Source organism: Streptomyces actinomycinicus (assembly GCF_016741775.1).
In the GTDB taxonomy this organism is placed as follows: Bacteria; Actinomycetota; Actinomycetes; order Streptomycetales; family Streptomycetaceae; genus Streptomyces; species Streptomyces actinomycinicus.
This window is the reverse complement of sequence record NZ_JAERRK010000007.1, coordinates 59038-79603: the sequence shown is the minus strand read 5'-3', so window position 1 is coordinate 79603 and position 20566 is coordinate 59038. Positions and strand designations below refer to the sequence as shown.

Sequence of the window (20566 nt, the reverse complement as noted above, 5' to 3'; positions counted from 1 at the left end):
GGTTCCTGTCCTGCTCCCTGTGACGAAAATCAGCCAGAAACCTCGCCTACCACGCCCCCCTCGTCCGGCACGAACTGATGTGAAGATACTACGAGATGATCTAGCGTCCAACGCAAGACTTACGGCAAACTTCCCTGGCAGACGCGGATATGACGCTGCCTCGGCAGCCAGGCCGCATCCACTCGGTCATGGCCCACAGCGCCGGCGCCGTGGCCGCCCAGTCGTCGAGCGGAGCCCGGCGACCGCCGGCCCGAACAGGAAGACACTTCATGCGAACCCCCTTGACCGGTGTGCTGCGGCGCGCCCACATCGGTGCCGTCCTCACCTTCGCCCTGGTCGGCATGGTGAACGGCGTCCTCGCGGCCCGCATACCCGGACTGGCCGCCAAGGTCGGCCTCAGTACCGGCGACTTCGGCCTGGTGGTGCTCTGCTGGGGGCTGGCCGCCCTGGCGACGAGTCAGTCCATGCGATGGCTGGTTACGACCCTCGGGAACCGGCTGCTGCTCCGGATCGGAGCCCCGCTCGTCGCCCTCGCGGTCGGACTGATCGCACTGAGCCCGTCCTACCCGCTGCTCCTCGCCGCCGCGACAGGCTTCGGCGCGGCCTCAGGCATCGCCGAAGCGATGATGAACGCCCAGGGCAGTCTGGTCGAGCGGCTTGCCGGCCGGCCGCTCATGAACGGGATGCACGCCGGGTGGAGCGCGGGCGCGGTGACCGGTGGTCTGCTGGCCGCCGGGCTGGCCGCGGCAGGCGTCTCCTACACGGTCACCGTCCTGGCCGTCGCGGCATCCGCACTGCCGATCGCATGCGCGCTCGGCTGGACCTACCTCGACGCGCCGGCCGAGGAGGAGCACACCTCCGGCAGGCAGGGCCTTCCCCGGATCGTCTACGCCATCGGTGCGCTCGCCTTCTGCGCGCTGCTCATCGAAGGACTGGCCGCCGACTGGAGCGGCCTGCTGCTCACCCGCTGCCTCCAGGCCTCCCCGGCGCTCGCCGCCGTGGCCTACCCCGTCTTCGAGATCGCCACCTTCTCCGGACGCGTGTGCGCGGACCGGGTGCAGACCCGCTACGGTGCACGCTCCCTGCTCACCGGCGCCGGCCTCGCCACCGCCCTCGGCATCCTGCTGGTGGTGGTGGCCCCCTCCGCACCGGTGGCGATCGCCGGATTTGGGCTCACCGGGCTGACCGTGTGCGTCGTCGTCCCGCTGACCATGTCCGTGGCGGGCGCGGTCGCCCCGGGACGCTCGGACGCGGCCATCGCGCAAGTCTCGGCCATGGGATACACGGGCCTGCTGGCCGGGCCGGTGGTGATCGGCTTCGTCGCGGAGGCCGGCACCCTGCGCAGCGGCATCGCCGTGGGCATCGCGGTCGCCCTCGTCATAGCCATCGGCTCACGTCGTCTGCCGGAGCACCCCCGAACCGCCGCCGCGCAGAACGACGGCGACGCCGACGTGAACGAACCCGCCCGCTCGTCGGCACCGGACTGTTAGGGACGGGTGCCTGCGGCCCGCCCCAGACGGCGAACACGGCTCGCAGCCCGTTCGAAGCGTCCTCCGGCAGGCCGCGGTGAAGAGGTTGCTGGCGGCATGCCACACCGCCTCTTCGTCGTCCTCCCCGAGGATCCACGATCCACGCCAGAGGTCTGCACTCGAGCATCCCGCTCACGTCCGCGGACATGTCTGCAGTACACCGAGAACCGGCAAGGCTCGTTGCCTGGATTTCGGTACCCAACCGGTGGCCTGGAGCAGGGCGGCACCGCGCCCCCACCAGAGTGGCGGTCTCGCCCTGTCGACCGAGCTGTCGCGCCGACCGGGCGGCCGCGCCCTGAACGACCCGAGCGCCGACGAGTCGCGTGCGCCGGGCCCGGTGGTGCCTGCTGTATCTGCTACTCCGGCGACACACCCTGACCACCGGCCCGCCCAGGCACCTCACGAGCCGGTACCGCGTGAGTGAAGGGCGGGGCAGGGGGAACCATGCCTGGCGCGGTATCTGCATATGCCCCGTGCTCCATGAAAGTAACTCACCTTTTGTGTGCTTGTAGTAGCGAGGTAAGGGCATCCGGTGTCCAGGAGGTTGATATCGATGGTTCCCCTGCTTCTGGTTCTTCTGCTGGCTCTGATCCTCTTCGGTGCGGGCTTCGCCCTGAAGGCACTGTGGTGGATCGCGGTGATCGTGCTCGTCGTCTGGCTGCTGGGCTTCGTCGTCCGTACGGCGGACAGCGGTGGCCGCAAGGGCCGCTGGTACCGCTGGTAGACGAGAAGACACCCGGCGCGAGGAGTGCGCCACGCGAGCGCGGGTGGGCCCGGCCGACACGGCCGGGCCCACCGGCGTATGTAGGCGCTTTACCCAAGAGGTTGGGAGGGATCGGGCGTATCGGGCGCTCCGCAGGGTACGTGAGTCATGCACCGGCCCCGCAGACCCAGCAGTGGAACCCTGCTCCTCCTGTCTGCGGGGCCGGTTCACGTGACGGGTCGCCGATGACTCGAGGTCAGGAGAGCGGGACCGGAGGGGGACGGACTATGTGAGTGCGATCCGCAACGCAGAGACGGTGGACCCCGAGTTGGTGGGAGGTATCGTCCAACGACAAGAGTCACCGTTGCCGTCGAGGTAGATCAGGGTGCCGCCCTTCTCGGCGGTGGTGATGTCGAAGGCAACGGTGTTTCTGCGGAAGGTGCCGGCTGAGACGGTCGGCCCGCCGTCACTGAAGCCCGTGGGAGCGATCCTCGCCGCGCTAATGCTGTTTCCCGCGCCGACGGTGTGTCCGTTGGACGCCTTCCAGCGAAAGCCTCCCTTCCGAGTGGTCGCCGTCACCGGGAACTCGGATCGGTTCTCGGAGGTGAACGCCACGACGGCGTAGAGATCGTGCTCCGGTGTGCCGTTGCCGGCCCTGCGGACATAGACCACGGTGTCCGGGGTGATCCGCATGGTGCCCTTACCACCGGCGCCGGCAGTACCGGCGCTCTGCCTCAGTCTGAGCTGGGCGCGCTGGCTCGGCTCGGGAGTGCTTCTGTCGTCGCTGGCGGTGCAGGCCGTGAGACCAAGACAGCAGACGGCGATGAGCGTGGTTGCTCGAGCGGTGTGGCGCATACGTTCCTCTGGTCAGGCGCTCAGCGCAGAGATCAAGCACTAGGTCAGCTCAGCAGCGGACGCGACCGCGGCGGATACGGCTTCGCCGTCACTCGGGCGCTGCAGATCGGCATCGGTTCCGGGACGAGTCGCGCTGTACCAACTGCTAGGCACCGCCCAGTGGTAGACCTGTGCGCGATGGAGGTGACAGGCCAACAGGAGCTGGCGCTGATCACCGTAGCGACAAGCGCAAGGTGCCACCTCGTGCGACATCGCAGCGGAGGGACGTGCTGTGTCCTACTGCGACAGCGCAGGCTTCGAGACTCTGGCCGGTTCGGCCGGCTGAAGCGTGTTGCCCAGGGCTGTGATCGGGTGCCTCGGCAGGCTTCGTCGGTCACGGCGATGCGGGGCAGGCCGGTTGACGTGCGAAACCGCCTCGACCAGCTGCTCCGCGAGAGTGGGGGAGGACAGCGACGACTCATCGGTCCGGCACCGGGCGACATGAACACCCTCCCGCCCGGCGGCACTGTTGCGGAGAGGATTCCACCTGGACGGCGTGACCACGGACCGCACGTCGAACTACTGGTCGGCGCCGACCTCGATGAGACCGCCCAAGCACCCGGCTCCAGGGGGCGTGGCCCGCGCCCGCTGCCGGGGCGGATGCGGAGCCGGTGCCGCATGCTGGCGCTATGGGATGGTTCACCCGGCCACCTCCGCCGGCCCCAGGAGCACTGCTCGCTCGGCCAGACCCCGCCTGCACCTTCTGCGGCATCGTCTCCGGGCGGGTGCGCGCCAGCCGTGTGTACGAGGACCCGCAGGCCCTGGCCTTCATGGACATCCACCCGGCCGCGCCCGGTGACCTCCTCGTCATTCCCACGCTGCACGCGGCAGGTCTGGAGGACATCGACGGCACTCTGGCGGCTCACCTGTTCCGGGTCGTCCATCTGCTGGTGCGAGGGCTGCGGCGCTCAGGGCTGCCGTGTGAGGGAGTGAACGTGTTCCTCGCCGACGGTGAAGCAGCCGATCAGACGGTCTTCCACCTTCATGTACACGTCTTTCCCCGCACTGCGGACGACCGGTTCCGTCTGGAGGTCGAGTGGCAGGAACGATCCCGGGCGGACCTGGATGACGACGCCGCACGGATCAGGGCAGGCATAGCACGCAGCGGACACCGCCCCTGGCATCCATGAGCCCAGCCGGAGGCGCCAGGAACCCAGCCGGGGGCCCCGGGAACCCAGCCGGGGGCCCCGGGAACCCAGCCGGGGGCCCGGGACTCGCCCAGTCCGAGCGTGGTGCTGCCGGCCGACATCCCGTCGGCGAAAACCTCGAAGGTCACCGGCGAACGGTGCCGGGACGTCGTGGGGGGAGATGCAGGACGGTGCCGCCTGCGCTGACCTGGGGGGTGAGGACTGACGGGCTGCCCTGCGAGCCGTGGGTCCCAGGCAGGTGATCGAGATGTGCGCCCAGGTGAACCGGCCTGGCTACGCCGCAGGAGGAGGCCCAGTCGCCCCGCGCCGCTCGCTCCGGGTCGACGTCGCCTGCGACTGGCCGTTGCTTGCCGCCGCCGTCGCGGGGTGCCCGGCTTCCTCATGCTCCTCACGCCCTGGGTCTCGGGGGAGGCCGTCACCGCGAGCGTGCTGGAGAACCGTCGGAGCGGCACGGCGGCTCCCGGCGGACCGGAGCCCACAGGCCGGTACGACGCCGACTCCCCCCCCCCGAGGCCGGACCCCGTCCGGGGCCGGAACCGGGCCCGGCCTCCGGCCCCGGAGTACGGCGTCGGTTCAGGGCCCGGACCCGGCCCGCAACCCCGTGAACGCGGCTACGAGCCGGGTGGCCGTCCGGTGGCCGCCGAAGGAGGCTCAGGCCTGCGTGCCCGGCGGTCCTGCAGTATGGGGTCATCGTCGTCGCTGCCGGTGGGGCCCAACCGCACGCAGCACTCCCCGGGCCGGGGCGCCAGGACGGCCTGGATGCCGTTGACCTCGAGACCGTCGAGGTAGCCGCTGAGGACCCGGGCCACGGCTACCGGTACGGCTCCGGCGGGAACCGACGAGACGGTCCCTGCCGAACGGTACTTTCCCGTTGCGGTCGTACTGGCCCACGGCCTGTTCGCCGTAGCCACCCTCGTCCTGGTCCTTGCTCACCGCGCTGGGCATCGGGGGCAGCTGACATGACCGAGCGCTCCCCACGGCCACTGCTCGTACAGGCCTGGACGAGGAGAGGACGGGGCTCACACGGCCGGCTCCGCGGATCGGCCACGAGCCCGGAGGCGCCGACCCGGCCGCCCCCGATGCCGCGGCCGGTAAACTCCGTCACCCCTGTGTTCCAGCCCCCGCCTGCAGGCCCCCGCCACCACCAGTGCGCCGCCGGTGAAGGAGCAGGCGACCCTTCGCCCCTCCAGCAGCGGCCGCCCCAGCGCGCCCTCCCGGACGGCAACCCCTTCCACGCGGCCCTCTGCAAGTCCTTCCGGCAACGCCAGCGCCTCTCCCACCAGTAGCGGCTCACCGACGGGCAAGGAGGGAGACCGACAGGTGACTCACGTCCCGGGTTCGCCGAGCGGGCACCGGCGACAGCACCGTGGCGGGTCATTCCTGGAGCCAGTCGGCGATTGCCGCCGAGATCTGCGAAGCACCGGGGTCCGGCAGGAAGAGCCACTGTCCGTTGGGGTTCAGGTCGATGAAGTACGTGTCGTCGGCAGTCTCGATCCAGTCCTGGCTCGAGTACCGCACGGACATGGCGGCCGAGAGCCGTAGTGCCTGCCGTTCGACGTCGGGCGCGCGGACCGAGCGCCACGACGAGTGGGCGGCGGCGCTCTGGCGCCAGTCGAGGGGCAGTTCCCCGGCCGCGATCTCGAACGCCCACGAGGTGTGGCGGAACGTGACCACGCGCAGGTGCCGCACGGCGTGGAGTCGCTCCTGCAAGATGAACGGAGCGCCGGGCAAGAGGTCTGTCCAGGCGGGGTGGAGGGTGTCCACCGGCACCGCGAAGACCACACGTGGGTCGTCCGGTGACCCCAGCCAGAAGTGCCCGGGCCCGAGCGGCTTGGCGACGAGACCTGCATGCGGCGAGGGGGCGCGTGAGGCATCGTTGGTGACCACTGTGGGCGGCATTCTGATGCCGGTGGCCGAGGCGGCCCGGCACTGCACGATCTTGTTCTCGGCCGCGAGCAGCGCGTCGAGGTCGCTGAGCCACTCACATGCAGTGGTACGCGGCACCGCCGTCAGCAAGGCCCGCCATGCCCCACGCACCGCGGCGTCCTTGCTCCCGGACCTGAGGCCGTTGTCCGACTCGGCGGGTGCCAGACGGCGGATCCAGCCGCGCCGGGCCTCGTCGAGGTCGGCCGTTCCCTTTCCGTTGGCGGTGTCCACGCTGAACCCGACCGCCGATACGGTGAACCGCATCCGCTGGATGCTCACCGTGTCCAGGACGGCCAGCGGGCGCTGCGGGCAGATGCGGTCGATCACCTCACGGACGTGGGGGTCCGCGAGGTCTCCGATGATCACCACCGGGCTCCCATCGGCGCCGTGGCCGGCCGTCCTGGTCATGCCGTTCCTCTCCTGCCTACGTGTCGCCCTGAGTCGTCAGAGACAGAACGGGTCGCCGTCCGTCGTTTCGACGGCCATCGTGGTGGTCCGTTCCGGAGCGTCGGCGAAGTCGACGACCTCGGCGAGTTCGTCGTAGAGGCTCAGCCGACCGGGTTCGTTGCTGACGGCAGTCTCCTGCGGTCGGTCGTCACTCATGTGCGTCTTCCTTTCCTTCTCGTTGGGAAGCAGTGCAGCTGTCTTCGCGTCGGCGTGCGGGGTCACGCCGCCTGGTGCTCGGCACTCCCCTCCGTCGGCTCGTCGAAGATGTCGTCGGCGAAGGCCAGCAGGGTCGCACCGATGCCCCTGATGAAGGCGTAGTTGAGGCCCGCTCCGATGGCTGCACCGAACAGGGGGACCATGCGGCCCGCCACGCCGGCGCCGAGCCGTTTGAGGATCTCCTGTGCCGCCTTCAGCACCAGGTACTCCAGCCCCTTGGCGCCGACCTCGACCCCGAGAGACAAACCGACGATCTTCATGAACTCTCGGAAGCCGATCGCGTACCGGCCCGTGCGGTGATAGATCACCGCCAGCGTGACCTTGAACTGCTGTGTCACGGTGTTGGCCATGTCCGCCGGAATCCCCAGAGCCAGCGTCAGACCGCCGCCTGCTCCAGTAGCCGCTCCCGTGGCGGCTGCCAGGCGGGCGCAGTGGTTGATGTACCCCTCGATGCCACGCTCATCGACCTGTTGCTTGATCTTGAAGCCGTCGAGATTCTGGTGAATGAATTCGAAGGAGCCGCCCAGCGGCCCGAAGTCTTGCGCGCCCATGGCGCCTCCCGTCCTGGCGGCGCTCGCACCGTGAATCGCCGCTGAGACGAGGGTGCCGGTGAAGGGTGCGTTCGGTCTCCGTCAGAAGACGGGATTGCCGGCCCCACCCGGAGGAGGTGGCACGTCGCCTCCTTCTGCGATCTTCCGGACCTGGGCGGGTTCACACACCTGCACGCACCGGTATCCCGTGCTGACGGCACCCGCACGCACCAGCGGGCGCAGGGCACGGCTGACGCTCACCTCCGACGCGCCTACCAACGCGGCGAGTTCGTGCTGTGTCAAGGGAACCCGGACAACCGCCCCGCCGGCCTGCTCGCACCACTCGGCAAGGACGCGGCAGAGCCGTACCAGGACCGGCACCCCCGCGAGGTCTACCCGCCGCCGCGTGGCCGCTCGCAGCCTTTCGGCGATGTGGCGGCTCACGGCCACGGCGACCGAGGGGTGCTGGTGCAGGAATGCAAGGAACTCGTGCCGCGGAATGACGGAGACGGCTGCGGAACCGACGGCGGTCACCGTGGCGATACAGGGCTGCCCGTCGAGTCCCGACAACTCGCCGATCAGATCGCCGCTGTGCCTGACGGCCAGCAGGGTCTCCTGGCCGTCGGGCGTGGTGGCGCTCACCTTGACGGAAGCGTCGACGAGCAGCAGGACGCGTGTGTTCGTGGAACCCTCGGACAACAGGATCTGACCGGCCGCGTAGGTGTGCTCACGGCCCAGCGACAGGAACGCGTCCCTTGCCTGTGCTGGAAGCAGGGCCAGCAAGCTGTTCGGCGGCCATGTCCGGCGGTGCCCGTACGCGCTCGAACTGGACAGTCCGGGCCCCCTCCCCGCAAAGCCTATGAAAACAACCTGACTTGACGATACGACGCGATGCCCCGGCACGTCACCCCATGGCGGGACCGGAACACACCACACACCACCGACCCCAGCCGCACCCGTCGATGCCCGACCCGATGCCGGACTGCGCGCGATCCTCCTTCCGCGCCGGCTCCGAAGCGGTATACCGATGGAGGGGGACACGCGTGCCAGGACGGGGGCGTGCTTGCGCCGTGACCAGCAGTCGGTGAGACCAGTGGTGAGGAGAACGTGTGCCGGGCAGGGTGTCGGATGCGCCGTTCTTCGGCCGTACACAAGAGCTGTCGAAGATGCGTGCCAGGCTCGTCCGGGCAAGGCACAGCGAACCGCAGATCACGGTCGTCGACGGGCCGGCTGGAATGGGGAAGACTTCGCTGGTACGGCGCTTTCTCGCCGACGAGGGCTCTGAGCATCGCGTTCTCTGGGCGAGCGGCGACGAGTTCGAGATGCAACTGCCCTACGGTGTCGTGGCACAACTGCTGACGCATCCGTGCGAAGAGCCGGGCACACTGCCCCGGCCCGGGCGTTTCCCGTGGCCCGGACCGGTCCTGCCCGATCCCGTCGAAGCAGGGGTGGTCCTGCTGGACGTGATCGGTAGGTCCCAGGGCCCTTCGCCGCTGATCATCGTGGTGGACGACCTCCACTGGGCCGACACGCCCTCCCTCCACGCGATCACCTTCGCGCTGCGGCGCCTGCGGGTGGACCGGGTCCTCGCCGTGCTGGTGACCCGCGACGCCGCTGACTCGCGGCTGCCCCAGGGACTGCTCCGCATCATGTACGACGACTCCACGCTCGCACTGGCACTGAAGGGCCTCTCCGTCGCGGACGTCGCCGCTCTCAGCTCCGCGGTGGGCTCGACTGCACTGCCGCGCCGGGCCCTCACCCGACTGCACGGACATACTCACGGAAACCCTCTGCACACCAAGGCCCTGCTCCAGCAGTGCACAGCCGACGTCCTGGGCACGAACCACGCACACCTGCCGGCGCCCCGGGAATACGCACGGATCATCGCCACACGCCTCGACCGGTGCTCGGTGCCCACGCGCCGCCTGGTGAACGCGGCCAGTGTGCTCGGCACCTCAAGTCCCCTGCTGACGGCGGCGCGAGTGGGCGACGTTCCCGACGCCCTCGAAGCACTGTCCGAGGCGATGCGGCACGACTTGCTGGATGAAAGCTCACCGGATGGTGCTCCCCACGTGGTCTTCCCGCATCCGCTGGTGAGAGCAGCGGTGTACCAGGGAATGGAACCCGCGCTGCGCTCCCACCTCCACCACACGGCGGCGAGCGTCGTCACCGAGCCTCCGATGGTCCTGCAGCACCGCGTGTGGGCGGCGGTCGGCCCGGAGCCGGACCTGTCGCGGGAACTCGCCCTCTACGCGGCCGAGCGCTCCCGCGAAGGAGCATGGTCCGCCGCCGCCTCCGCCGCTTTGACATCTGCCCGCTTGTCACCGCAGGAAGCCGAGCGCAACCGACGGACGCTGAAGGCAGCCGAATATCTTCTGCTGGCCGGGGACATCAGCCAGGCTGCCGCGATGGAACCGACTGTGCGCGCGATGCCACCGGGCACCGAGCGGCATTACGTCCTCGGCCACCTCGCCCTGACGACAGGTCGTCTGGACGACGCCCGCCAAGAGCTCAGCGCCTGCTGGAGCAGCTGCGATCCCGCAACAGCACCCGAGACGGTGCGCTGCGCCGCCGAGCAGATGGCATGGCTGTCCCTGATCGAAGGTGACGGGCATGGCATCGTCCAGTGGGCACGGCGAGGGCTCGCCCTGCCGCCCGGCAACCGGTCCTCCTTCCTCCGCGACTCCCTGGCGATCGGACTCGCCATCACCGGTGAACACGAAGAAAGCATGCGCTCCGTCAGTCACTTGCCCGATTCGGGCAGGCCCCGTGGACGGCACGAACTGGAAGGCCTCCTCGCCCGGGGCATGCTGCGACTGTGGAACGGTGATCTAGGCGCAGCACGCGGCGACTTGAAGCACGCCTTCGACTCACATCGGCACGGCGGACTGCCCTATGCGGCTTTGGTGGCACTCGGATTCCTCACCGACGCCGAATACCGCAGCGGACGCTGGGACGATGCGATCGCCCACGGCTCCCAGGCCGTTTCCTTGGCCGAAGACACCGACCAAGTGTCGATCCTGGCCGTCGTCCACGCCTTCACGGCCTTCCCGCTGGCCGGCCGAGGCGAGTTCCGTGCCGCCGAGGAACACGCCAACGCGGCCGTCGAACACGCCCGGGTGCTCTCGGACGTCAATGACCTCGCGCTCGCGCACTCCGCACACGCCCTGGTGCGGATCGCTCAAGGGCAACACGAAGGCGTGGTCACGCTCCTGCGTCCGTTGACGGGGTCTGAGGTCGTCCACCGCGACGGACTGGACGAGATCGGGATCATCCCCTGGCGGGCTCTGCTGGTGGAGAGCCTCGTGCGAACCAGCCGCCTCGAAGAGGCCGAGCGACTGCTCGCTGACTACGAAGTCCGCGCCGCCCAGCGGCACCGATGGCTCGACCTCGCGGCGGCGGCCCGGTGCAGGGGTCTGCTCGAAGCAAGCAGGGGACGCCCGGATGAAGCAGAGCATGCTTTCCGGGAAGGGCTTGACCACTGCGAAAGCGGCGAACCCTGCTGGGAGCAGAACCTGTTGCACCTGTCCTACGGCACATTCCTGCGACGCACCGGCAGACGCCGCGAAGCCGTTGCGGAACTCGAAACCGCGTGGCAGCTCTTCGACGGGTTGCAGGCCGTGCCGTACCTGGAACGGTGCCGTACGGAACTGGGAGCCTGCGGTCGCACCACCACCGCTGCACATTCCGCACGCCATCCGGTGTTGACCGCTCAAGAACTCACCGTCGCGCGGCTGGCCGCCCAAGGACTGACCAACCGTCAGATCGCCAGGGAGCTGATGCTCAGCGTCAAAACGGTCGAGTACCACCTGTGCAACACCTACATGAAGCTCGGCATCAACTCACGCATGGGACTCGTGACGATACTCAACCCTCAATAGCCGGTACGGCACGGCGGCAGTCCATCCCTGGGCTCCCTGCTGCGCCGGATGGGTGACGGGCCACCCAGGGTCATCCCCGGGCCAGTTCCCGGGGCGCCGTGTGGTCCGCATGCCTAACGTGCAGATGAAGACCCGGCAGTGACGACAGCGCGGACACGCCCCTGACGGCCCCATGCCGGTCGCCTGGCGTCGGGGTCTAACCGGAACGTCGGACACTATGCGCCCGCCATGGCGGTGCGCTTCTCCCCGGGAGGGCCGGAAGTGCTCATCGATGCGGCAATGCAAGGAACCCGCACCACGCCCCTGCACGGGACGCTCCTGCCGGAGGCGCCCGAGGGAGAGAAGCCGGCACCTACCGCCATCCCCGGCGACCACCGGATCAGGCTCGCGTTCTGTGTGGACGTCACGGGCTACAGCGCCAGGCCCGTCGCGCGTCAGGGCCAGGTGCAATGGCGGCTGGCCGGGCTCGTGCGCCACCTGCTGCAAGCGGTCCGAGCCGATCTCGGCCGAACGGACATCCAGCCCGGTGGCGACGGCATGAACGTCGTGCTGCCTCCCGAGACGGAGTGCGTCGACGCCCTTCCGCGGCTGATGACAGGGGCCGCCCGGCTGCTCTCGCAGAACAACCGCGTACACAGTGACCGGTTGCGCCTGCGCATGGCGTGGGACATCGGTCCCGTGAGCCGTGCCGCGCTCGGCTTTGCCGGGCCCCTGCTGGTGCGACTGAGCCGCTTGGTCGACTGCGATCAGCTGCGGGCGGCCGCCAAGGCCGACGCGCAGGCCGACCTCGTGGTCGCGGTGTCCGACTGGCTCCACGAGAATGTCTTCCGCCCGGGATACACGGACATCGACGCCGACGACTTCACCAAAGTGATCGCCGTGAACAGGGACTACCGCGCCGCCGCTTGGCTCTGGACCGGGAACGGCTCCGCCCCTGAGCCACCCGCCCGCGGCGAGTCGGCTTCTGGTTGAAGCGGGGTCCGAGGTGGTCGCGCGGTGATGGGACCACGGCGTCGGCTCCGGAATCCGGCCAGTCGAGGGGGCGGCTGGTCGCTGGCCCCGGCGTCAGGGTGGTTACTGCCCTGCCACGGGCCACAGGACGTCCGCGCTCAAGTCGAAAGCGGCCTGGCACATGTCGAAGTACTTTGAGTAGAGGCCCGGATTCTCCGCCTGATTGACGTAGAAGACTGGACGCTCCCGGCCCGTGACCGCCGTCATGAGGGCGAACAGCAGGTCGCCGGAGAGTGAGGTGTTGTCCGGGTCGACAAACCAGAAGGTGTCAACCAGTAGACCGATCTTTTTTATCCTGAGCTGCCTCTGCAACCGTTCGTGGATCTTGTCTCCCGCCCGGGCGGCGATGAACCGGTCGAGGTACAGGTGCGACTCCGGGTTGGTGAGCACATCGTTCAGCCCCGAGAACTCGGACAGGGCACTGCCGAAGATCACCTTGTTGAATGTGTAAAGGATCTTGTCGTCCCACAGATCGGCCATCAGGATACGAACCCTCTTCGACGGATCCTCCACGAGCGAGTCCAGCAGCGCACCGAACATGTCCTCGTTGTTGTGCAGATTGAGCAGAAGATTGAGGTTGTTGCCGACGAGGAAGAGTTCGCGCTGGTACTGCCCGAAGACTCCGGGCATCTGGAAGTTCCGCGATCCGGCGATGTTGTCGTTGTAGGTCAGGGTTCCGGTGAAACGATCGGGAAGCAGTCGCCTGCTGTCCACCGTTTCAGTGATCGCCCGCTCCAGCTGAGGGAAGGTTCGGTGGAACCTCTCGCGTAACTGGATCACCTGCGTGTCGTCGAGGCCGAGGAGCTGACAGATCCTCTCGGTCAGACGTCGGACGTCCTGCACATCGCGCAACGACACGGCTTGGAAATCCGCCAAGGGAGGACACAGGGAACGAAGTTCGCCCGGTGAGAGGTCGAACAGCAGCGGGAAGACCCTACCTGCCCGGAGCGACGGGTTGAGACACCCGCTCTCATAGATCACCCACGGGCTCCGGGCCGTCCTCTGCGACAGGAAGATGAAACCGAAGTCGGCTTCGTTCAGCGCCTGGTAGATCCGTGGAACGGTGTGCTCGCCAGGCTGGATCTCACGAGAGAAGAAAGAATCCACGCGTCCTTCGAACAGGGACCCGAGCCACTGCCGGAAGAGCTGAGCCAACGGTTCGATGCGTGGATCGCGAGTGGACCAGCTCAAGAACGCCTTGGCCTCCGTCACAGCCGCTCCCTTTCTGAAAACCGGTCTACTACAGGGTCATCAGGAAATGCCGGATCTCCAGGACGTTGATGTCGTGAAGAGCCGTCGGATGTATGACCACGGTGAGTTCACGGGTCACCACGCGGGCCCGCGAGGCCGCTGCGAAGGAGAGCAGGATCATCTTCAGCAAGTTCTCCTGACTCAGCGTGTCGACACGTGCCAACGCCCCGCCGATGATCGGCAGGGCGAGTGGTTCGCGATGTCCGTGCTCGTAGACCGCCTCCCAAAGCCGGCAAAGACTCACCCAGATCTTCTCGGCGCTGGACTCGGCGACCAGGCTGTTCCCCAGACGGCTGTACGCCAGACCGAACGCTTTGCGTCCGTTCCGGGACAGCACCGCCACCGTTCCGACGGGGTAGCGCTCGAGTTTCCCATGCGGTTTGTCCGCACGCGACTCGACCGCTTCCACTTCACTTCGTTCCAGTGCCGCGGTGAGCGCGTCGTCCAGATCCTCTTGGCTCCCCGCGTACCAGTGCTGCAGTAACTGTGCCTGCACACTGGAACGGCTGATCACGAGATCGTCCGCGACGCAGGTGTCGAACGTGTCGGTGAAACCGACGACGATGTGTCCACGCTGTTCGAAAAGGTCGCCCACGATGACCTGCACCCGCATTCCGGGGTGGCCGAACGAACGTGCTGCCGACGCCGGGGGAAGTGCCTGTGTCAGTCCCCATGCGACACTGAGGGTCACGGTGAACGCGATCACGAGCAGAGGCTCTGAGAAGGTCAGCGAGAACAGCTGGACCACCAGTTGCACCAGACCCGACAGAAGACCGAACGCCGCCAGCGAGTGCGTGAGGAGAATCTGCAGACTACGGCGTCCCCATCGGAGTCGTGCTGCTCCAGTGGCTCCGATCATCGCGTGGCCGAATCGGATTCAGGTACCGAGAACCCTCGAATCACCAGCACCCCCCTTGCCCGTGAGGGAGTTACCCATGGGGCACCACCCTCAACCGGACCAAGAGGGACAGCACGACCCTCCGTTTGTCGGACCTGTTTCCCGTCGGTGGATGGAGGACCGCTGAGGGTGGCCCTGCCGGTCGACGGTCGGTGCTCGGCTCGCGTCCGGTGTCCGTCGCCAAGGCGCGGTCTTCGGCTGGGACTCGCGGCTTCGGGAGCGCAGTTGCTCGTTGATGCGCTGGGCTTCTTCGAGCTGCTCTTCGAGTACGAGGATGCGGCAGGCGGCTTCGACGGGGGTGCCCTGATCGACGAGTTCGCGGGTGCGGGCGGCGATGCGCAGTGCCACGGGCGCCTGCTCGGTGCCGGCCGAGAGGAGCGAGCCGATGACCACGCCGACGCCGCACGCCTGGCCCGCCTCGCCGCTGCAGCCGGTGACGCGTCGATCTGCACGGCGCTGATCTGGCTGCGGGAACGCGCCGGTGACGCGTGCGGTGCCGAAGCGGCCGCACGCCTGGCCGCTGCGGCGGGCGACGCAGGGAGCTGGGCGTTACTCTAAGGCTCCGAGCCGCCCCCTGACAGGCGCGGCGCCCGCGCCGACCGCCCCGCCCGCCCGCCGGTGCCCCGAAGCGTCGTGCTCCTGGGGGCCTTCCCTTCACCAGGCCGGTCCGGAGCCTCCCCTTCACGAGGCCGGTCCGGGAACTTCCCTTCACCAGGCCTGCTCGCGGCCTTTCCTTTCACCACGGCCGGTGCTGTCGGCAGGCAACGACGGCTCACCCGGCGTCCGTGACGCGGATGATCGTGCGGCCGGGGACCCGCTGTCGTGGGGCGAACGCGGCGGCCGCTTCGTCCAGCGGCCGAACTTCGCCGACCCTCAGGCGGAGCCCGCCGTCCCTCAGCCGCTGGGCGAGGTGGGCGAGGCGTGCGCGGTCGGGTTCCACGACGAAGAAGAGAGCCCGTCCGTCGTCTGGGCGCACGGTGGGCGGGTGGGCGATGGTGACGAGCGTGCCGCCGGGGCGCACGAGCGCGGCCGAGCGGTCGAGGATGTCACCGCCGATCACGTCGAACACGACGTCGGCCTGCCCGGCGTCCTCCACCGGGTCGGTCTCCAGGTCGAGGAACGCGTGCGCGCCCAGATCGAGGACCGTGTCCCGGTCGGCGGAGCGACCCGCGCCGACCACGCGGGCCCCCGCTTCGCGGGCGAGCTGGACGGCGACCGAGCCGACGCCGCCGGCGGCGCCGTGGATCAGGACCGTCTGCCCGGTGGTGAGACGTGCGTGGTCGAACAGGCCCTGCCATGCGGTCAGGCCGGAGATCGGCAGTGCTGCGGCCACCGTGTGGTCGACGTCGGCGGGGAGTGGGGCAAGGTTACGGGCTTCCACGGCGACGTACTCGGCGAGCGAGCCGTTGCGGGCCCAGTCGGTCGGTCCGAAGACCCGCTGGCCGATGCTGAGCCCTGTCGTTCCGTATCCGAGTTCCGTCACCACCCCCGAGACCTCGTGGCCGGGCACGCTCGGCGTGCGGTCGCGGCCGGCGCGGTCGGCCCAGGTTGCGGGCCAGTCGAGCTCCCCGCGGGTGAAGCCGGCGGCGTGCACCAGCACGATGACGTCGTTCTCGGCGGCGTGGGGCTGAGGCAGGTTCTCCAGGGTCAAACCGGCGACCCCGGCTTCGCGGTCCCGGACGGTGATGGCTCGCACGAGCGCTCCTTTCGTGGTTCGGGGCGGGAGTTGCGGGACGTGAACGGTCGAGATGCCGTCCCGCTGCCGAGTGCCGGACGGACCACATGGGGTCAGCAGGGCTCCGGGCAGCTCCACTACCCGGATGCGTTGGGAGGGCGGCGCTTGCTTCGACCCGGTCGTGACCGCTGCCATGTCACCGAGGCCAGGGCGCTTCCATGACCCGTTCCACCATGGACGTGCGGCGGAATCCGGGCACGAAGTGTTCCAGGACGTCTGCATTGACGGTCCCGTACGTGGTCTCCGGGGGAGTGGTGGTAGACCAGGGCGTTCGTCCTTTCCCGAAGAAAGGCCGTGGCCTCTGCGACAGCCGGGGTCTCGGGTGTTTCCACCCCTGCGATGGTGTCGGTCATGGTGTCCGAGCTTTCCGGTGCGTGTGCTTCGAGTGGACCGTGTATCCGTTTTCCACGGTGCCGGCCGTGCGGCCCCGGCGCCGCCCGGGTCCGGCCATGACCCGCTCGAACCCGGTCACCCCAGGATGGATCTGCGAGCGCCGACGCGCATCGCGTAGCGATTCCTGTATGCACGTGAAGCGAAGCCCTCGGCTATGCACGTGAAGCGAAGCCCTCGGCGGCGCGGAACGTCTCCGCCTCGGCCGGACAAGAGACTCGGCACAGCCTCGTCCGAGCCGCAGACAGCGCCATGCTCGCCCTTGCACGGAATGCGTCAGCGCAGCCCTCTTCGAGCTGATGAATGCCCGCGGTCCACTGCTGCCGGCACTGGGACGGTACGGGGAGCGATCGCGCTCAGCGGCCGCCCGGAACCGCTGCGCCCGGCGCAAGCAGGCGTGTCCTGCCGGGCGTGAGAACTGTCTTGCCATACTGGTGCGATGTGCTTTCGCGGAGGGACCCCGAACCGGCATTACGTGTGCTTGCCCTGCCGTTCTTCGTTCAAGAAGCGCGGCGTGCGGGCAAGCCGGTGCCCGCGCTGCGGCGGCGGGTTGATCGACGCGGGCCAGGACCTCGCTGTGCCGAAGCGGAGCGATACCGCTGGGTGGCGGACGTTGACCGCCCTGCTGAACGCGGGCGTCACGTTCCACTCCGGCTGCTGTGACGGGCCGGGCTGGCGGCCTCGAACGCCCCGCGAGGTACGCGAGCGGCTGGCCGCCGCAGCCGGCACCGGCGTGCCGCTGAACGTGGCCCTGACCACGGTCGACATCGACGAACTCCGTTCCGGGCACACCGCACGCTAGCCATCGGCGTGGCTCGCCCCACCCCGGCGCGGGCAGCACGCCCTCTGCGGCGTAATGCTGTGCGATGCAGACACACAGACATCAGCGAGGAATTTCATGATCTTCATCACCGCCAAGTTCCGCGTCCGTCCCGAGCACGCCGACCGCTGGCCCGAGATCACCGCGGACTTCACCCGGGCCACGCGCGCCGAGCCCGGCTGCCTGTGGTTCGACTGGTCGCGCAGCGTGGCGGAGCCGACGGAGTACGTCCTGGTCGAGGCTTTCCGCGACGACGAGGCTGGGGCCGCACATGTGCAGTCCGCTCACTTCAAAGCCGCGCAGCAGACGCTGCCGCCCCATCTGCTGGAGACGCCGCGCATCGTGAACGCGACCATTCCGCAGGACGACTGGTCACTCCTCGGGGAGATGGCCGTCCCCGGTCAGGAGTAGGTCACCGTCCGCGCGGCGTCGGGCCGGCGGAACTGGCACGACCACCTCAGTGAACGCGGTGCACGGGGGGTTCGCTGGGCTGGTATCGGACGATGACCGCCCGGCTCGTCCTGTCAGTGGTCCCGTCGGTAAGGGCACCGACTCCGAAAAGCGTGTGCGTACCGGGCGCTTCCGCCAGGTCCGACAGCGAAAGCCACCGGCGCTTCGAGGGCTTCACCTCCGTGTTCGTCCAGCCCTCGACCCGTGGCGGAGCGTCGATGCCCAGGTACCGGCCGGTGGGAGTGCGACGCAGCCAGGCGCCCAGCACCAGACCCCCGGAGCCGTCGGGTGCCATCGGCTGTATCGGGGCGTCGTGCGCGGCTCTGGGCGGGTAGGCGGCGCTCGTCCACCGCTGCCCGTCCCAGTGCAGGAGGTACTTCTCGAAGGGCGGGTCGGTCGGCGCCTCGTCGTCCGGCTCCCAGGTGTGCGCCCCGGTCGCCCAGACATCGTCTGCGGCGAGGACACGGACGTAGCCGAGGCTGCTGGTCTCCCCGGGAAGCGTGCCGTCATGGGTGAAGCGGTGTTCGGGCAGTCGCGTCCGCTGCCAGCTGTGTCCGTCGAAGTGCATCGCCGCGAACTGAGCGAGGGGCATGCGGATGCCCACGGCCCAGACGTCGTCCGGGGACGACGCGTCGACATCGCGGACCTGGACCGGGAGCCTGTTTCGCTGCCAGCGGCGGCCGTCCCAGTGCCGCAGGGCACCCTCGGGGTCGACAGCCCAGGCGTTGCGTGGGGACAGCACGCGCAGGGCGGTGATCGGGAACGGGGCGGGTATCCGGTGCCAGCGCTTGCCGTCCCAGCGCATCGCGGGGCGGGGCGGCAAGCCGTCCGGTTGCCCGGAGGCTTCCGCGGGCGACGGATACGGCCGGCTCGCCTCCCCTGCGGCCGGCGGGAGTGGTGTGGGCTCCCGATGGTAGATCCATACGTCATGCGGGGCCGACGCCGCGGCTTTCAGTTCGGGGTCGTCACGCAGTTCGACGGGCAGCGGCACGGGGTTCCAGCGGCCGGCGGCGTAGTGCAGCAGACTGCCGCGCCGGCGGGGAGGCTTGCCGGTGCGTCCGACGGCCCACGCTTCGTCGGCGGAGACGGTGACCAGGCCGTTGAGACCGGAATCCGGCACCGGGCTGCGGTAGTCGATCTGCCAGGCGCCCCCCTCACCTTTCGGTTTGGCCGGCCGGTCCGACGGGTCCGGGGCGCTGTCGCAGCCTGCCGCCAGCAAAGCCAGGCCCAGCACGGCCGCGGCGGCCCGCAGCCCCGCAGCAACCGTGCTCGAGCGTCCGCTGCCTGCAACGTCCTCTCCATGGCGGGCAGTCGAACGGCGAAATTCTGCCCACCGTCCTGTGCGAAGTGCACCAGCATCCGGGCGGTGGACGGCGCGGCAGGCTGAGCTGAGCAGATCGAGCATGTGTCCCCGCTGGGCTGGCTGGTGGGCTGAGGCACCGAGGACCCTACCAAGTGCGAAAACACCCTTCAGGGACGCACTTTTGCTCGGGCTGCGGACTCATGGGGGGTTCCTCCGGTGCTCTGGGTGTCGCCGGACTACCTGATGTGCACCGAGTCGCCCGAGTGCATGCTGGTCAGCGTCGGTCATCGCGGCTGCTGAACGCGTTGCACCGTCACCACCTGGAACTGCTCTGCGCAGGACGATGGGCAACGGCCCTGCCGTAGACCGTTGAGTCTGCGAGGCGGTGTGCAAGGTGGGCCAAATCTTCCGGGTGCAGTGCCCGTTCACCGACTTCGGGGAGCGGACATGGAGCGACTGCGTCCAGTGGCGGGAACCGCATGCAGCCCGTAGTACCCAACCGTGTCCGCCCGAAAGTCCTCATGCGCGGTCGGTGGGGGATACGGGGCGGAGGTGGTGGGCGTTGCGGTGGGTGGTGATGTGGCCGGCGGTGGGGTGGGGGAAGTGGGTGCCGAGGAGGAGGGTGTCGGTGTCGGCGAGGGAGTCGAGCAGGTCGCGGCGGGTGGTTTCGGCTTGTTGTGGGTCGGTGTCGACGCAGGCGCCGATGTGCGGGTGGGCGACTTGGAGGGGGTGATGGAGGCTGTCGCCAGTGATCAGTGCGGTGCGTCCGTGGCTGCTGAGTTCGACGGCGACGTGGCCGGGCGTGTGGCCTGGGGTGGCCAGCAGGCGCAGGCCCGGGGTGATCGCCGCGCCGCCGGGCGGGACGTCGAGGAGGTCGAGTCGGCCGGCCTGTTCGACCGGCAGGACCGAGTCGCGGAACATCTGCTTGCGCGCCTCGTCCATGGGATGGCCGGCCCAGAACTCCCGCTCGGTGCGCGAGGTGAGGTAGCGGGCGCGGGGGAAGGTGGGAAGCCATGCGCCGTCGACCTCGCGGGTGTTCCAGCCGACGTGGTCCGCGTGGAGGTGGGTGAGGATGACCAGGTCGACGGAGTCCGGGGGGAAGCCGGCGGTGGTCAGGCGCTGAAGGTAGTCGGTGTGCAGGTTGTGCCAGGCGGGGTTGGCCCGCTGCTTGCCGTTGCCGATGCCGGTGTCCACCAGGACGCGCAGGCCATCGATGTGGAGGGCGAAGCTGTGGCTGTTCAGGCGCAGCACGCCCTGGTCGTCGGCGTAGTGGGGGTGCAGCCAGCGCTGGCCGGCGACGACCTCCGGGGTGGCCTGGGGGAGTAGCCAGGCCGCGGTGGCGGGCGGCAGGGGGGTTTCGTCGATGCGACGGACGCAGATGTCGCCGACGTTCCAGGTTGGGGTGGAGATGGCGGGAGAGGCTTGCATGGTCCG

18 protein-coding genes are annotated in these 20566 nt (G+C 69.1%); 8 read left to right on the top strand and 10 right to left on the bottom strand.

Annotated elements, in window-relative coordinates; all coding sequences use genetic code 11:
• Positions 1–269 precede the first annotated feature (269 nt).
• Together JK359_RS16280 and JK359_RS16275 are read left to right on the top strand one after the other, a co-directional pair.
• Positions 270–1490 carry an MFS transporter gene (locus JK359_RS16280; RefSeq protein ID WP_201836176.1) on the top strand — a complete coding sequence of 407 codons (1221 nt, stop codon included), beginning with the start codon at positions 270–272 and terminating at the stop codon, positions 1488–1490.
• Between the two features lie 592 nt (positions 1491–2082).
• Positions 2083–2253: a DUF5670 family protein gene (locus JK359_RS16275; protein ID WP_011113206.1), complete on the top strand. Its 171-nt coding sequence runs from the start codon at positions 2083–2085 to the stop codon at positions 2251–2253.
• Positions 2254–2517: 264 nt separating this feature from the next.
• Here the strand turns inward: JK359_RS16275 and JK359_RS16270 are convergent, their stop codons facing one another.
• Positions 2518–3087 carry a hypothetical protein gene (locus tag JK359_RS16270; protein ID WP_201836175.1) on the bottom strand — a complete coding sequence of 190 codons (570 nt, stop codon included), beginning with the start codon at positions 3085–3087 and terminating at the stop codon, positions 2518–2520.
• A 668-nt stretch (positions 3088–3755) separates the two neighbouring features.
• Here JK359_RS16270 and JK359_RS16265 point away from each other — a divergent pair.
• Positions 3756–4256, top strand: a complete 501-nt coding sequence (locus JK359_RS16265) for an HIT family protein (protein ID WP_201836174.1) — start codon at positions 3756–3758, stop codon at positions 4254–4256.
• 1392 nt (positions 4257–5648) lie between these two features.
• On the opposite strand, the gene JK359_RS16260 is transcribed toward JK359_RS16265, so the two are convergent.
• The 4 genes from JK359_RS16260 to JK359_RS16245 all read right to left on the bottom strand — a co-directional run bounded on the left by JK359_RS16260 (position 5649) and on the right by JK359_RS16245 (position 8176).
• Entirely contained in the window at positions 5649–6608 is a 960-nt protein-coding gene (locus tag JK359_RS16260; RefSeq protein ID WP_201836173.1) for an MvdC/MvdD family ATP grasp protein, read from the bottom strand.
• 36 nt (positions 6609–6644) lie between these two features.
• Positions 6645–6803 carry a hypothetical protein gene (locus JK359_RS16255; RefSeq protein WP_201836172.1) on the bottom strand — a complete coding sequence of 53 codons (159 nt, stop codon included), beginning with the start codon at positions 6801–6803 and terminating at the stop codon, positions 6645–6647.
• Between the two features lie 62 nt (positions 6804–6865).
• Complete coding sequence (locus tag JK359_RS16250; RefSeq protein WP_201836171.1) at positions 6866–7414, bottom strand: hypothetical protein; 549 nt, start codon at positions 7412–7414, stop codon at positions 6866–6868.
• A gap of 81 nt (positions 7415–7495) precedes the next feature.
• Positions 7496–8176, bottom strand: coding sequence for a Crp/Fnr family transcriptional regulator (locus JK359_RS16245; RefSeq protein ID WP_201836170.1), 681 nt, complete (start codon positions 8174–8176; stop codon positions 7496–7498).
• A 326-nt stretch (positions 8177–8502) separates the two neighbouring features.
• Here JK359_RS16245 and JK359_RS40145 point away from each other — a divergent pair, with 326 nt between their 5' ends.
• Positions 8503–11274 (top strand): helix-turn-helix transcriptional regulator, encoded by a 2772-nt coding sequence (locus JK359_RS40145; protein WP_201836168.1) that lies wholly within the window; start codon positions 8503–8505, stop codon positions 11272–11274.
• Between the two features lie 228 nt (positions 11275–11502).
• A complete protein-coding gene (locus JK359_RS16235; RefSeq protein WP_201836166.1) occupies positions 11503–12246 on the top strand; it encodes a hypothetical protein in 744 nt (247 codons plus the stop codon).
• A 102-nt stretch (positions 12247–12348) separates the two neighbouring features.
• Here JK359_RS16235 and JK359_RS16230 read toward each other — a convergent pair whose 3' ends face one another.
• Positions 12349–13497, bottom strand: a complete 1149-nt coding sequence (locus tag JK359_RS16230; RefSeq protein WP_201836164.1) for a toll/interleukin-1 receptor domain-containing protein — start codon at positions 13495–13497, stop codon at positions 12349–12351.
• 28 nt (positions 13498–13525) lie between these two features.
• Entirely contained in the window at positions 13526–14293 is a 768-nt protein-coding gene (locus tag JK359_RS16225) for a macro domain-containing protein (RefSeq protein WP_307788124.1), read from the bottom strand.
• Between the two features lie 366 nt (positions 14294–14659).
• Between JK359_RS16225 and JK359_RS40385 the strand changes: the two genes are divergently transcribed.
• A complete protein-coding gene (locus tag JK359_RS40385) occupies positions 14660–14992 on the top strand; it encodes a hypothetical protein (protein ID WP_201836163.1) in 333 nt (110 codons plus the stop codon).
• Between the two features lie 214 nt (positions 14993–15206).
• On the opposite strand, the gene JK359_RS16215 is transcribed toward JK359_RS40385, so the two are convergent.
• Positions 15207–16130: an NADP-dependent oxidoreductase gene (locus tag JK359_RS16215; RefSeq protein ID WP_201836162.1), complete on the bottom strand. Its 924-nt coding sequence runs from the start codon at positions 16128–16130 to the stop codon at positions 15207–15209.
• Positions 16131–17172: 1042 nt separating this feature from the next.
• On the opposite strand from JK359_RS16215, the gene JK359_RS40140 reads away from it, so the two are divergent.
• Together JK359_RS40140 and JK359_RS16205 are read left to right on the top strand one after the other, a co-directional pair.
• Positions 17173–17361 (top strand): hypothetical protein, encoded by a 189-nt coding sequence (locus tag JK359_RS40140; RefSeq protein WP_307788123.1) that lies wholly within the window; start codon positions 17173–17175, stop codon positions 17359–17361.
• 96 nt (positions 17362–17457) lie between these two features.
• Complete coding sequence (locus JK359_RS16205) at positions 17458–17790, top strand: putative quinol monooxygenase (protein WP_201836160.1); 333 nt, start codon at positions 17458–17460, stop codon at positions 17788–17790.
• 46 nt (positions 17791–17836) lie between these two features.
• Here the strand turns inward: JK359_RS16205 and JK359_RS16200 are convergent, their stop codons facing one another.
• On the bottom strand, positions 17837–18949 hold the full coding sequence (locus JK359_RS16200) for a hypothetical protein (protein ID WP_201836159.1): 1113 nt from the start codon (positions 18947–18949) through the stop codon (positions 17837–17839).
• A gap of 702 nt (positions 18950–19651) precedes the next feature.
• Positions 19652–20560: an MBL fold metallo-hydrolase gene (locus JK359_RS16195; protein WP_201836158.1), complete on the bottom strand. Its 909-nt coding sequence runs from the start codon at positions 20558–20560 to the stop codon at positions 19652–19654.
• Between the last annotated feature and the right edge of the window lie 6 nt (positions 20561–20566).

What these genes read in the sequence shown, in the direction of transcription:
- JK359_RS16205 (WP_201836160.1), top strand. Translation starts at nt 17,458, where the DNA reads ATGATCTTCATCACCGCCAAGTTCCGCGTCCGTCCCGAGCACGCCGAC.
- JK359_RS16280 (WP_201836176.1), top strand. Translation starts at nt 270, where the DNA reads ATGCGAACCCCCTTGACCGGTGTGCTGCGGCGCGCCCACATCGGTGCC.
- JK359_RS16235 (WP_201836166.1), top strand. Translation starts at nt 11,503, where the DNA reads ATGGCGGTGCGCTTCTCCCCGGGAGGGCCGGAAGTGCTCATCGATGCG.
- JK359_RS16255 (WP_201836172.1), bottom strand. Translation starts at nt 6,803, where the DNA reads ATGAGTGACGACCGACCGCAGGAGACTGCCGTCAGCAACGAACCCGGT.
- JK359_RS16195 (WP_201836158.1), bottom strand. Translation starts at nt 20,560, where the DNA reads ATGCAAGCCTCTCCCGCCATCTCCACCCCAACCTGGAACGTCGGCGAC.
- JK359_RS16270 (WP_201836175.1), bottom strand. Translation starts at nt 3,087, where the DNA reads ATGCGCCACACCGCTCGAGCAACCACGCTCATCGCCGTCTGCTGTCTT.
- JK359_RS16265 (WP_201836174.1), top strand. Translation starts at nt 3,756, where the DNA reads ATGGGATGGTTCACCCGGCCACCTCCGCCGGCCCCAGGAGCACTGCTC.
- JK359_RS16250 (WP_201836171.1), bottom strand. Translation starts at nt 7,414, where the DNA reads ATGGGCGCGCAAGACTTCGGGCCGCTGGGCGGCTCCTTCGAATTCATT.
- JK359_RS16260 (WP_201836173.1), bottom strand. Translation starts at nt 6,608, where the DNA reads ATGACCAGGACGGCCGGCCACGGCGCCGATGGGAGCCCGGTGGTGATC.
- JK359_RS16275 (WP_011113206.1), top strand. Translation starts at nt 2,083, where the DNA reads ATGGTTCCCCTGCTTCTGGTTCTTCTGCTGGCTCTGATCCTCTTCGGT.